Genomic DNA, 13,442 nt, shown 5'->3' with positions numbered 1-13,442 from the left:
CAATAAAAATGGCTCTAGAAAAACGGGCCGCTTAAGGCCAATAGTATAACCTAAGACTCTACTGAAAAATGGAGGAGCATTGGGGCCCAGGTCAAATTGATTTCGTAAGCTTTTCTACATTATATCCAGCTGCGACCGCCCCAGTTCACTTCCGCATGAAAATTAACAAGATAGGTTCGATAAATTTGAATTCTCTACTTATGAAACTCCGAAAATGTGACACTCCCAGTTGCGATATCCAAATCAAATTCATTTCCGCTAAATGAAGTCAGTTGAATACAATCTGGTTTCTCCCGGACACCCACAAATGTGTCTTTATCATTATTCCTAGTTTGAGCTGCGACAGTTAAATTGAGCCTCGGTAATAATGAATGTCGCCCGACAGAGCGAAGGATCGGAGGTATGTCGCTGGCGGGCTGCCCACAAGGACAGGGTTTATGAGGAACCTCAGACGGTTCTGTTGCAAAACTCAAAATCTTGGCAACAGAACCGTTTGATTTTCTTGGTCTGATCCGCCTTTTTAGGGGAGGGAAGGCTAGTTCCATATACCAACTTGCGGCCTTACATCTACCGACAAAACATTCCCGCTCCTATCAAACACGGTCGCCAAAAGATAACTAGTCGCTATTACAGGTCACGCTATTTCCATACGTATTACATGTGGTAGTTTTAGATTGTGTCGTAACAATAGGTGGAGGATTGTATGGCTGTCCTCTAAATGGGAATGAAGGCATTCTCCCATCGCTTTTACCACACAGGAAAGACATTCGACACCACGTAACAGGGCCGGACATTACATCTGCAATAATGCCACCTGAATTGCTTGAACTATCTATAGCCTGATATGACCCCTTACATATCGCGTTTGCTTTTTTGAAACAACTGTTTGCGGAGATGCTGCATTTTACTTCCTGCATAACCTTACCGGAAGGTGTTGGTGCACCCCCACTGCTAGAAGTTGAGCAGCCGTGTGAGGATAATACTAATCCGCACAATAATAATAATTTTTCCATATCGGATCTAAAATATGTTTGGAAAGCTCAAAGACTGGCGACGCATCCATACCCGCTATGATCGATGTGCGCACACCTTCATGTCCTGAGCCTAGGTATATATAGTCTAGACATGAAAGTATTTGCTGTTAAAAGAGCGATAATGCTCAGGTGCAGCGCCTCAATCTGTTCGTTTTACACTTCTATAAGTTGCAACTACATTCGCGTTGCATGCGTTATATAAGTTTATGGTTGCTAAGTTTTTCAAAATCGCAATAAAGAAGAAAAATTCTGAGTAACAATGTTAAAATTCATGAAAAATATAGTTTAACATGAAGATTAAGTCTTGACAGTTCTCGCAGTTTCTCTTTTTGCAATGCCACTTTTGTCGTCCGTTTCATTTGCGGATGAATAAAGCGATCAGGTTTACAATTCGGCGCCTGATTAGATGGGGTTATTAAATATTATGCTGAAAACGGTCATCTGATAAAGCTGTCATCTTCTAGCAGAAGCTGAAGGAGTTGCCGGTAAAATAGCTATGTCGTCATACAAGTATTTTCAATAAAAGACATTTCAGCTGGTATGGGCTCAAATATCTCTGACTATTGTGCAGCCTGTAACTCACTGATTGTTCAATAAGACTTCTAAAATTGAATATTTAGCGCAGCAAATGAAAATTCTGCTGCGCTTTTATTTTGTAATTACCAGTTTTCAGGGATAGTCTTGCATGAGGGGTTGGTTTCATATGCTAAAATAACGGCAAGAAATGCGTGTGCATTCAGACGCCTGAATAGATGTGTATATGAATGCCTGAGGGGAATATAATGACATCCAGATTGATCGCTGTCCTTACCATGTCAACTTGTCTGACGACTGGTTTGCTTTTTGGAGCAATGGTTAATCCTGCTGCGGCGATTACCCCTTATCAAGTTCATGACAACCAAGGTAATTCTTTTATTACGTTACGCTTTTTTGATGTTGGCGATGGTTTCTTTGCAGATGGTACAGATGCAGCCTGGAATCTCAATGACTTATATAAAAAGCAGATTATCGATGCGACCCAATATTGGGCGGAAATTATTAAGCTCGTACCAGGGAAGAGCCCTGCCATACTTAATGTCGGTGCTGTCAATGGTGTGTTTGCGGCTGCTGCTTCCAGCCCGAATGCAAGTCAAATGGATGGCTCTCCAACGACAGTACAAGCGGCATTGACCAACCAGTATTATACGAACCTGAAATATGGTGCGCATGGTTTTATTATGGTTGCAAACAAGGTTGGGACAAAGGACTGGGCGCAAACTCCATATGCGCCATCTCATATAACGCTGACCGATGAGACATCTTTAAGTACAGTGACGATCCATGAAATCGGCCATGCCCTTGGTATTGCATCAAATGCGATGATCATTGGTAGTTATAATAGTTATCCGATTGCACAGTTCGTCGGTGGTTTTGATCGTTGGAGCGCGCATTTGCGTGATGATAACGACAACCCTGCAAAGTCAGGTCAATTTATATATTGCAATGGTTGTGCGGTTCCATCGGTTGAAGATGCCTTTGATGTTCGTATGGATCAGGCCTATTTCACCGGCGCGCATGTGAGCGAGGTAATGAACGGCGCAATGAAAGGGCTGCCAATGCGTATTGGCACGGATTACGGTTCTTATGATGCACCCTTTTTTAGCCATATTGAGCTGAAAAACGGCTTGATGAGCCATCAGTTTTATCGCAACTATAATACGCTGATGGAAGCCGAAATGGCGGCGTTGCAAGATATTGGCTATACAATTGACCGGCGTAATTTTTACGGTCATTCGGTTTATGGCAATGGTCAGACTATCATCAATGACAACCCGTATTTCGCACGCAATGCTGACGGCACGGACTATATAGCTAATAGCTATAATACGGCTACTTTGGGGCTGGGATTGCATGTGTATGGCAGCCATAACAACATTACTCAGAGCGCAGATTTGCTGACTGCGGGCGCTGGTGGTGGCGGTATTCGTGTTGATGGCGAAGGTAATAATCTGATTATTGCACCGGATGTGCTGGTCTATGCCGATGGTGCGAATGGCCGCGGTATCATGTTCGCCTATGGTAAAGATCACACTTTAACCCATCGCGGTGATGTGCAGGCGCTGGGTGAAAACGGCATCGCAGTCAGCTTTGATTTTGGCCATAATGCGCGTGGTGATGGCACGGGCTATCGCGGCTCTTATATACTGGATATTGAGCCGTCATTGTCTGACAAATATAATGCGATTTATCAGGAATTGAACGGGGCATTGGTTTCTAGCTTTGATGTGACCGGACGTGTGGCCGGACAAAAAGCTGCAATTTTTATGTCTGAAAATGCATATGTTGAAGAGATCAATATTATGCAGGGCGCAGGCATTTTCGGTGATGTCATTTCAGACTATGAGAAGTTTGATGACAATCATAATCTGCGTTTAACTAAGCTTCGTTTTGGCTTGGAAGCGGATGCTCAAGGGCGGGCTACCCATAAATCAGACGATGATTTTACAATCAGCTATGCTGATAATATTGCGGGCAGCAATATATCGCTTCAAATGTTGGGCGGGACATCCGTTCTGACCGGAGATCACGATCTTTATGATGTGACTGTCGGAGTGGGGGCAACACTGGCTGGCCGTGGTGAATATACAATCGCTCAAGGGCGTGGTTTCAGCAATCAGGGCACGCTTTATACGTCACTAGTTGGTGATGCTATCACTGTTAATGGCAATTATTATCAGACCGAAGACGGCAAGTTGCAACTGGCCTTCAACGATAAAAATACGATCAGCAGCCTTATTATCAATGGTGATGCGGATATCGACGGCGCAATAGCTTTTGCACCGGATCGCGGCTTTTATCATGATGGTTTCAGCCTCACTTCAGATAAGTGGCTTCAGGCGAGCGCTATCAATGGCGGCTTTACGGAGGTCTCAACCGCGCTTTCCTCACCAACGCTGAGTGCATCGGTGACTGATAATGGTCAGCTGAGCTATACAATAACTCTAAACCGTCAAGATGGTGCCTATTCCCGATATGCGGATAATAAAAATGGTTATGGTGTTGGTCTGGCGATTGATGCCGCCGCTCATCAGGGCATCTCAGGTCTGCATGATCTGATGACCGCTTTGGACTTTTCTGCGGCTGATGGTTCAGCCATTCGTGCAGCTCTGCCACAACTGTCAGGCGAAGCCTATGCCTCAGCCATCGGAGTTTTGGCTAATTCCGGTGCGGCAACGCGCGCTTCGGTCAATAGCCGTTTGCAACAGGCTTTTGGCGGAACACCTGCTGCGGATGTGGCGGTACTGAATTATGTGCCGGTTAGCAAAACAGTCGCATCAGCAAGTGCCATTCATGCAATAGCACCAGAAACGGTGAGTCAGAGTCATTTCACTAATACAGCCGCATGGGCATCAGCTTTTGGAAACTGGAGTCGTCAGTCCGGCAATAGCAATGCGGCGCGTACCACATCCAGCCTTGGTGGTTTTACCACAGGTATTGATACTGGCGTTTATGAACATTGGCGCCTGGGCGTTTTGGCTGGCTACAGCCATTCCAGTTTCAAAGTCAGAAAGCGAAGCGCTTCAGGCTCCAGCGATAATTATACGCTTGGTGCTTATGCAGGGGCTGAGTGGGCTGTTTCAGGCGGAGCATTGGGCGTGCGATCAGGACTTGCCTATTCATGGCATAATGTCGACATGAGCCGCTCCATTGCTTTTGCTGGTTTCAACGACAAGCTTTCGGCTGATTATAATGCTGGTACTTTCCAACTCTTTGGTGAAGTAGGGTATAAATTGAATGTAAGTCAAAGCTCTATAGTCGAGCCTTATGTAAATCTTGCTTATATGCGCGTGCATACTGACGGATTTGACGAAAAAGGCACGCATGGTGCTGCTCTTGCAGTTCGCTCCGGCTCGTTAAATAGTACACAATCAACCATCGGGATACGTGTTGCTACCGATTTGACAGTTGGTGATATTTCAGCCCTTGCCCGTGCCGATCTGGGCTGGCGCCATGCTTATGGCGATGTCATGCCAAGCATTACAGCGAGCTTTGTTGGCGGTTCCAACGCTTTTACATCTTTAGGTTCGTCAGTCGGACGTGATACGGCCCTGATCGAAGCAGGTTTTGATTTGAAGCTGAGGCCAAACACCTTGCTAGGCTTAACCTATCAGGGGCAGTTCGGTTCCGGTGTTAAGCAAAATGGTGTGAATGCGAATTTGAGTGTAAAATTCTGAAAATTGCCTGATTGTCAAAAGGCGGCGTTTACATGAATAATCTGCGCATCTGAAAATATGGCATTGAGCTTATAATGGTTCCATGCCAGAGCAGCTAATTAAATGACCGTAGAACGGATACACTATGCCCATTAGCGAACTGGCTATTGATCTTATTCTGCCTGCTCCGGTATTGATTGTTGAGGACGATAAGGTTGTCAGTCAGCGGCTGCAAAATCTGTTGCTGCAATTAGGCTATCAAGCGGATGCTCTGGTGGTGGCAAATTCGGTGGCAGAGGGGCAGCAATGTTTAGCCGATCAGCTTGCGGGGCTGGCCTTGGTTGATCTTGGCTTGCCTGACGGCAGCGGCATTGATCTGATCCGGCAGATACACGAACAAAATCCGGCTGTGCCTATTTTGGTTATTTCTGCATGGTCAACACAAGAAGCCATTTTGGCCGCCTTACGCGCTGGGGCTACTGGTTATGTTTTAAAAGAGCGCGATGATCTGGAAGTTGCCCTTGCACTGCGTAGTGTTTTGCGTGGCGGTGCACCGATTGATCCTTTGCTGGCGCGTCGCATTATCAGTGAGTTTGCCAGCGACGAAAATGACAGCCCTCTGGATGGAAATGAAGCTGAGGCTGAAAAACTCAGCCCGCGCGAGCACCAGATTTTACGGCTTGTAGCAGAGGGAATGGGGAATCGGGACATTGCCGAAAAGCTTTCTATTTCCCGCTACACTGTTGAGTGTCACGTTAAAAATATTTACCGTAAATTGGCTGTTTCATCGCGTACCCGTGCGGTTAATGCTGCGCGACAACGTGGATTGCTCGCGTGAGATGGCTTGTTCTCATTATCAGCTTTTTTATATGCACAAACGCATTTGCGGATGAGACATGTCCGGTAGACATCGTGGCTGTGCAGGCCGCACCCGCACTTGCAAACGGCGAATATCCCGTCAAAGGCACATGGAAAAATGTGACACTGCCGGATGTTGGCTGGAACCATTTTACTGAAGAACATGTCGTTGATGAGCAAGTTGCTTATAATGGCATATGGTACCGGATTGATTGGCAGCGTGATTGCACGCATGGCCAAACACCGCCGGTGGCACTGGTTACAGAATCTATTGTACTGGCGGGTGAAATCTATCTGAACGATGAATTACTCTGGCGTGATGCCAGCCTCGTGGAGCCGATGTCGCGCAGCTGGAATATGCCGCGTATGTTGCGTTTATCTGAGCCGCAATTGCGCGACGGGATAAATTCCATTCGTATCCATGTGGTTAGTATGCCGGGGCAGCAATTAGGACTTGGAAGGGTTTTTGTCGGCACAACATCTGCAATGCAGCAGATTTACGATGAATTATGGTGGCGAAACCGTACGATTTTTACCATTAATTTGATCGTTTCAGCTGTTTTAGGTCTGTTTTTTCTGACCCTTTGGGTCGCGCATCGTAATGAAACGGCTTATGGTTGGTATGCTTTGTCAACGTTATGCTGGATTGTTTTTGCAGCCAATATTTTGGCAACCAGCCCCTGGCCTTTTGCAAGCAGCGCTATGGCGGTTTCCGTTTGTTTAATCGCGCTTCTGCTTTCAATATCCTGTTTTTGCATTTTCAGCTGGCGTTTGAGCGGGTGGAAATTACCGCGCATAGAGCGCGCTTTATGGTTGCTCACGGCCTTACTGGTCTTGGTGATGGTCATCACACCTTTTGCTTATGCCATCACAACACATGCAATTGTTGTTTCTATAAGCACGTTCGTATTTGCGGCCAACTGTACTGCAATGCCGGTGCGTGCTTGGCGCACACGTAATCCGGAGCATGTTTTGCTGGGGCTTTGTCTGCTGGCTTTGTTGGTTTTCAGTGTGCATGATTACTTGGTCATTAGCAGATTAATAGCCAGCTCAACGACGATCATGCCTTATGCGAATATTGCGATTACACTATGTCTGGCGGGCATTATGGGGGTTCGGCATGCAAGAAACGCTCGTCGTGTCGAACGCTTTAACGTGGACTTGCAGGAAGCGGTCACAAATGCGCAAACCGAACTCGCTGCAACGCTAAAACAACAATATGGTTTGGCGCTTATCAACTCTCGTTTGCAGGATCGTTTGCAGCTTGCGCACGATCTGCATGACAGTTTGGGTGGCTCGCTGTTGCATATTATGGCAACCGTGGAACAAAGCCCGCAAGCGCTGCAGCGGGATCGTGTCCTGTCGATGCTGAAATTATTGCGTGATGATCTGCGTCAGACCATTGATTCAAGCTCCAGCGAAGGAGTGGAAACACCAGTTACGCCAAAAGAATGGATTGCACCGTTACGTCACCGGTTTACGACGCTGTTTGACCATTATAATATTCAAAGCGACTGGCTGTTACCAGATGAATGGGTTACACGCCCCAATGCGATGCAATGTTTGGTGCTGACACGTTTGGTTGAGGAGGGGCTGACCAATGTTGTGCGCCACAGTCACGCTGAGAATGTTTTTATTCGCCTTATTTTAAATGATAAAACAAATCTGACACTGGAAATTGAAGATGATGGCGTTGGTTTTGATGTCGAGGCAGTGTTGCAATCGGGGTTGAGTGTCGGCATTCGCAGCATGACGACACGTATTGCACGCTTGGAAGGCAATTTGACGATTACATCGGAACCCGGAAAAACCTTGCTCAAAGCGCGGATCAAATTTGCGGGCGATGATTTGCAGCATTAAAACGTGCTGAACCATTTTCAAATATAGCAAGCTTCGTATATAGATTTTTAAAACTCCAGAATATTTGAAGTTGGAATAAAATTGGACATTTCTTTTCATCAGGCATCGGCACGTTTTGCAGATAGAGAAGTGCTTGCGCCTTTATCTTTGCACCTGACGGAAAGACGCATTGGCATTATCGGCCTTAACGGTTCGGGGAAAAGCACTTTCTCACGTATGATTAATGGTCTGGTTCTTCCCGATCAGGGAAGCGTTACGACCAATGGTTTTGATACACGCAAAGAAGCGGAAAAAGTACGCGGATGCGTTGGCTATGTTTTTCAAAATCCGGCCAATCAAATTGTGCTTCCACTGATAAAAGACGATATTGCGCTTGGGTTAAAAGCGCGTGGTCTTAGCAAGGTTGAGACAGAGAAAGCTGTCGATAATGTTTTAAAACGTGTGGGGATTGAACATCTGGCTGAACGCCGCGCTCATGAATTATCGGGCGGTGAGGTGCAGCTTGCGGCTTTGTCTTCTGTTCTTGTGACCAAACCGGATATTGTGATTTTGGATGAGCCGACCAACCAGCTGGATTTGAAAAATCGGAATATGGTTGAGCGTGCAATTGCAGACCTGCCTGAAAATATTATTGTTATAACCCATGATTTGTCTCTGCTTGATGGATTTGAGCGCGTTATCTTATTTCATCAGGGTAAGATTGCTGCCGATGATTGCGCGGCTAAAGCAATTGAAAAATATCTTGAGATTGCCCAATGACTATGGGTTCGCGTCCTGTGACGACCGGTGGCGAAACCGGATTTTTATACAGTGTTCGCCCAGCGTTTAAACTCTGCACCTTATTTGTACTCAGCATCGCGCTTTTTTCAACGCACTCACTTCTCATTTTGGGTGCCATGTCCGGCATTGTTTTTGTTGGTGCATTGGTTATGTGTCCTTCCGCACTCAAACAATGGCTGTGCACATGGGTGCTTTTGCTCACCATTGCAGTAGTCGTTATATGGACAGCATTTGCAATAAGCATGGAGGCGGCACTTATTACTTTGCTGCGTCTTGCTAGTTTAAGCTTGTTTGCAACAATGGTGACTGTCACCACCAGCATTGGTCAATTTATTGATACAATTACGAATTTTGCCCGCCCGTTGGAGAAAACAGGTCTGGTCAATGCGCGGGATATCGGCTTGGCGATCGGGCTTGTCATTCGTTTTGTACCGGATGTACAAGCTCGATATCGAGCCGTCGCAGAAGCGCATCGTGCGCGCGGGTTAAAACTGCGTCTTTCAACTATTATAGTGCCGATGGTTATCGGTACTTTGCAAAGCGCAGAAGAGATTGCTAATGCCATTGATGCGCGCAATATTCGCGGGCCTCAGGAAAAGCTATAAGGGATTTAAAATGCAGACTAAGTCACTGGTTATGATTGCTCTTTTTACTGCGATTATAGTTGTCTTGGGGCTTATTCCGCCCATTATGCTGACATTCATTCCGGTGCCGATCCATGCACAGAGCTTGGGTGTATTGCTGGCCGGAGTGGTTTTGGGCGCGCGTGGCGGTAGTCTTTCCGTACTTTTGCTTCTGACACTCGTTGCGGTCGGTCTGCCTGTTTTGGCAGGTGGGCGCGGTGGACTGGCGGTTTTCTTTAGCCCGACAGCAGGATATTTGGTAGGCTTTTTACCTAGCGCTTTTTTAACCGGCTGGATTGCCGGTAAAGTGACGCAAGGAACAAAAGCAGGTTGGCCGATTTTTGCAGGATTGATGCTAGCTGCAACAGTTGGTGTGTTGATTGACCATGTTTTTGGGGTTGTATGGCTGGTTATTTATTTGGGGCTTTCTGTAAGGGATGCATTGATTGGCGATCTTTTGTTTGTGCCAGGTGATCTGATTAAGGCAGCAGTTGCTGCTTATGTGGGACAATTCATATTCCAAAATTTTGGACGCCGGTTGGTCGTCTAAATGAAATTTTGTAATCTGGGTGTTTGAAACAATAATTTTGAGGCGTTAAACTTCTCATTACACTCCCTTGATCGGGTTCATCAGAAGTCGCAGTTATCGCTGGCTTCGCCATATATAAAGAAAGTGCTTTTCATGTATCTTGGCCTTGATATGGGAACTTCAGCGATTAAAGCATTGCTGATGCGTGAAGATCAGTCAGTGATCGCTTCTGCGACGGCAGAACTTTCGATTTCACGCCCGAAGGCCGGATGGTCGGAGCAAAACCCGCAAGATTGGTGCGAGGCCGTGGTGGCAGCGCTTGCAGTTCTCAAAAAAACGCATGCCCGCGATCTGTCTATGGTACAAGGAATTGGCCTGTCAGGACAGATGCACGGCGCGGTCTTGCTGGGCTCCGGAGATGAAGTTTTAAGACCGGCTATTTTATGGAATGATACGCGAACTTATATACAGGCGGCTCGATTGGATGCCGATACACAATTTCGCAAACTGACAGGCAATATAGTTTTTCCTGGCTTTACAGCGCCCAAATTGGTTTGGGTAAAAGAAAATGAGCCGGAAATATTTGCACGTGTTCGGAAAGTGCTTTTGCCCAAAGATTATTTGAGGCTTTGGTTGTCTGGCGAATATATATCAGACATGTCGGACGCTTCGGGTACATCCTGGCTTAACACGGCCGAACGGAGATGGTCACCAGAGCTTCTTGATAAGACTGAAATGCGCGTTGAGCAAATGCCGGATTTGGTGGAAGGAACAGATCAGGCCGGAAGGTTACGATCAGAAATTGCTGAATTACTGGGGCTGCCATCAGGCATCATTATCGCTGGCGGCGGTGGTGATAATGCTGTGTCTGCTTGTGGTGTTGGTACAGTTAGCGCCAATCGTACATTTATTTCACTCGGAACATCGGGTGTGCTATTTACGGCCAATGATACTTATCGCCCCAATGCTGATAGTGCAGTGCACAGTTTTTGCCATGTATTGCCAGATACATGGCATCAGATGGGTGTTATTTTGTCGGCAGCGGATTCTTTAAATTGGTTTGCAAAAATTAATGAGAAGAAGGCTGCGGATTTGACCGCGGAATTGGGCAACGCCTTAAAGACACCTGGTCTTGTGCGGTTTCTCCCTTATTTGGCTGGTGAACGGACACCCCACAACGATGCTTTGGTGCGTGGAAGTTTCGTAGGGCTTGCCCATGGAAATAGTCGCGCAGACTTAACACAGGCTATTCTTGAGGGGGTGGCTTTTGCTTTTCGTGATAATTTTGAAGCTTTGCTTGCGGCCGGAACACGGATCGAAAGTGCGATTGCAATCGGCGGGGGCTCGCGCTCACAATATTGGCTGACATCAATTGCGACGATTTTAAATATTCCCGTTGAGGTGCCTAAAGATGGCGATTATGGCGCCGCATTTGGTGCAGCAAGATTAGGCATGATTGCAACGCATAAGCTTAATCCGGTTGCAGTTTGCACACCACCTGCTATCGGGCATATCATTGAGCCCGTTAAGAATTTACGCGCTGCATATGAAGATGCCTATCATAATTATCGATCAATATATCCTGCACTTAAACAGATTTGAGTGCCATGGGCAGGAAAAGTGGCATCGAAAATTCATCATATAAGAATGATGATAATGACTGATTATCCCGGCATAAGCTATATGCTGGGATAATCATTTCACTTTGTTTATTTTATGCAGCTCCAGCAGTTTTGCTATCTTCTACACGCACCATATGACCAGGGCTGACCTCATGATAAATGCGGGCAGGTGGCACATAGCTTAACGGGCGGATCGGGCTGCGAATTTCGTCATTGCTGACTGCACGGCTCATGTGACGGCGTGCCGGATCAGGAACCGGAACCGCCGACATTAATTTACGTGTATATGGATGCTGTGGATTAGCAAAAATGCTCTCACGCGGGCCAATTTCTACAATCTCACCCAAATACATCACCGCAACACGGTGGCTGACACGTTCAACCACAGCCATATCATGGCTAATGAAGAGATAGGACAAGCCAAGCTCTTCTTGCAGATCAAGCAACAGATTAACCACCTGTGCCTTGATCGAAACGTCGAGAGCGGAAACAGATTCATCCGCAATGATAATGCTAGGATCAAGTGCCAAGGCACGAGCAATTGAAATACGCTGGCGTTGACCACCGGAAAACTCATGCGGGTAGCGGCGCAACATATCAGCTGAAAGTCCGACCTTTTCCATCAGGCTTGCGGCTTTATCGCGCGCTTGCTGGCGTGTGCCAAGACCATGCGCCAGAAATGGTTCTGTAAGCGCTGATGCAACTGACATACGCGGATTAAGACTTGCGAACGGATCCTGAAAGATCATCTGAACTTTTCTGCGCATTGCAGTCAGTTCATTTTTGCGCATCGTGCGGACGTTTTTACCGTCCAGCAAAATTTCGCCTTCACGACTGTCTGTTAAACGCATGATAGAGCGGCCAATGGTGGATTTACCACAACCGGATTCACCGACAAGCGCCAGTGTTTCGCCTTTAAACAAGTCAAAAGACACATTTTCAACCGCATGAACAGCACCGGTTTTACGGCCTAACCAGCCGCCGGTTACGTCAAAGCGGGTAACAAGATTGCGTACCTGCAAAACAGGAACCGACATGTCAACCGGTGTATCCAGCGGCAAAGCTTCGCCTGCAATGCCGGTATCTTTATCAACAATGCCAAAACGTTGCGGATATGGAAGGCCGGCCATGGAGCCCATGCGAGGCACGGCGGCCAGAAGCGCGCGGGTATAAGGGTTTTGCTGATGGCTGAAAATTTGTTCGGTCGGACCGCTTTCAACTGCATTGCCACGAAACATCACCACTGTGCGATCTGAAACTTCAGCAACAACACCCATATCATGGGTGATAAAGAGCACAGCCATATGCTCTTCTTCCTGAAGCGTTTTAATCAGGTCTAGAATTTGTCCCTGAATGGTCACGTCCAGCGCAGTGGTCGGCTCATCGGCAATGAGCAGCTTTGGATTTGACGCAAGCGCCATGGCAATCATAACACGCTGACGCATGCCGCCTGAAAACTCGTGCGGATAGGATGAAAGACGCTTGTCAGCATTGGGAATTCGCACTTTTTCAAGCAGGCGAATTGTTTCGGCGCGTACATCTTCTTTGGACATAACGCGATGTGCTGTCAGCGCTTCACCGATTTGACGACCAATGGTGAAAACAGGATTGAGCGATGTCATCGGCTCCTGAAAAATCATAGCGACTTCAGTACCGCGCAATTTACGCATTTCAGCTTCATCAATGCCGATCAGCTCACGGCCATTAAGCTTAATGGAGCCGGAAAGGCGGGTGCTTTTACGGTTTAACAGCCCCATAACAGAAAGTGAGGTGACACTTTTACCGGAACCGGATTCACCAACAATTGCAACCGTTTCACCCGGCATGACATCAAATGAAATACCGTGCAAAACCTCATGCCATTCGCCGTCGACGAGGAAGGAGGTTTTCAGATCGCGGATGGAAAGAACAGGTTGAACTTGGCTGGTCATGGTCTTCTCACT

Annotated in this window: 8 protein-coding genes; 7 read left to right on the top strand and 1 reads right to left on the bottom strand. The window is 46.9% G+C overall.

From position 1 onward, the window contains the following. Positions 1–1,816 precede the first annotated feature (1,816 nt). The 7 genes from FHS77_RS12145 (at position 1,817) to xylB (ending at position 11,479) form a co-directional block, all read left to right on the top strand. The gene (locus FHS77_RS12145; RefSeq protein WP_246431313.1) at positions 1,817–5,248 is read left to right on the top strand and encodes an autotransporter family protein; all 3,432 of its coding nucleotides are present in this window, start codon (positions 1,817–1,819) and stop codon (positions 5,246–5,248) included. Positions 5,249–5,372: 124 nt separating this feature from the next. Further along, positions 5,373–6,065, top strand: a complete 693-nt coding sequence (locus FHS77_RS12140; protein WP_184223729.1) for a response regulator transcription factor — start codon at positions 5,373–5,375, stop codon at positions 6,063–6,065. Between the two features lie 74 nt (positions 6,066–6,139). Continuing rightward, positions 6,140–7,945, top strand: coding sequence for a 7TM diverse intracellular signaling domain-containing protein (locus FHS77_RS12135; protein WP_210307123.1), 1,806 nt, complete (start codon positions 6,140–6,142; stop codon positions 7,943–7,945). Positions 7,946–8,026: 81 nt separating this feature from the next. Next, positions 8,027–8,704, top strand: a complete 678-nt coding sequence (locus FHS77_RS12130) for an energy-coupling factor ABC transporter ATP-binding protein (protein WP_184223727.1) — start codon at positions 8,027–8,029, stop codon at positions 8,702–8,704. Beyond that, positions 8,701–9,330, top strand: a complete 630-nt coding sequence (locus FHS77_RS12125; RefSeq protein ID WP_246431312.1) for an energy-coupling factor transporter transmembrane component T — start codon at positions 8,701–8,703, stop codon at positions 9,328–9,330. The genes FHS77_RS12130 and FHS77_RS12125 overlap by 4 nt, the downstream gene beginning before the upstream one ends. A gap of 10 nt (positions 9,331–9,340) precedes the next feature. Next, positions 9,341–9,898, top strand: a complete 558-nt coding sequence (locus FHS77_RS12120; protein ID WP_184223725.1) for a biotin transporter BioY — start codon at positions 9,341–9,343, stop codon at positions 9,896–9,898. Between the two features lie 132 nt (positions 9,899–10,030). Beyond that, complete coding sequence (xylB, locus tag FHS77_RS12115; RefSeq protein WP_184223723.1) at positions 10,031–11,479, top strand: xylulokinase; 1,449 nt, start codon at positions 10,031–10,033, stop codon at positions 11,477–11,479. 112 nt (positions 11,480–11,591) lie between these two features. Here xylB and FHS77_RS12110 read toward each other — a convergent pair whose 3' ends face one another. Further along, positions 11,592–13,430: an ABC transporter ATP-binding protein gene (locus FHS77_RS12110; protein ID WP_184223721.1), complete on the bottom strand. Its 1,839-nt coding sequence runs from the start codon at positions 13,428–13,430 to the stop codon at positions 11,592–11,594. Positions 13,431–13,442 lie beyond the last annotated feature (12 nt).

Origin of the sequence: Paenochrobactrum gallinarii (assembly GCF_014205685.1) — a bacterium.
GTDB lineage: Bacteria > Pseudomonadota > Alphaproteobacteria > Rhizobiales > Rhizobiaceae > Paenochrobactrum > Paenochrobactrum gallinarii.
Note: the sequence above shows the minus strand (reverse complement) of the source record. Positions and strands in the feature narration are given on the sequence as shown.

Coding starts and splice junctions, on each gene's coding strand:
- FHS77_RS12145 (WP_246431313.1), top strand. CDS start 1,817: ATGACATCCAGATTGATCGCTGTCCTTACCATGTCAACTTGTCTGACG.
- FHS77_RS12110 (WP_184223721.1), bottom strand. CDS start 13,430: ATGACCAGCCAAGTTCAACCTGTTCTTTCCATCCGCGATCTGAAAACC.
- FHS77_RS12120 (WP_184223725.1), top strand. CDS start 9,341: ATGCAGACTAAGTCACTGGTTATGATTGCTCTTTTTACTGCGATTATA.
- FHS77_RS12125 (WP_246431312.1), top strand. CDS start 8,701: ATGACTATGGGTTCGCGTCCTGTGACGACCGGTGGCGAAACCGGATTT.
- xylB (WP_184223723.1), top strand. CDS start 10,031: ATGTATCTTGGCCTTGATATGGGAACTTCAGCGATTAAAGCATTGCTG.
- FHS77_RS12140 (WP_184223729.1), top strand. CDS start 5,373: ATGCCCATTAGCGAACTGGCTATTGATCTTATTCTGCCTGCTCCGGTA.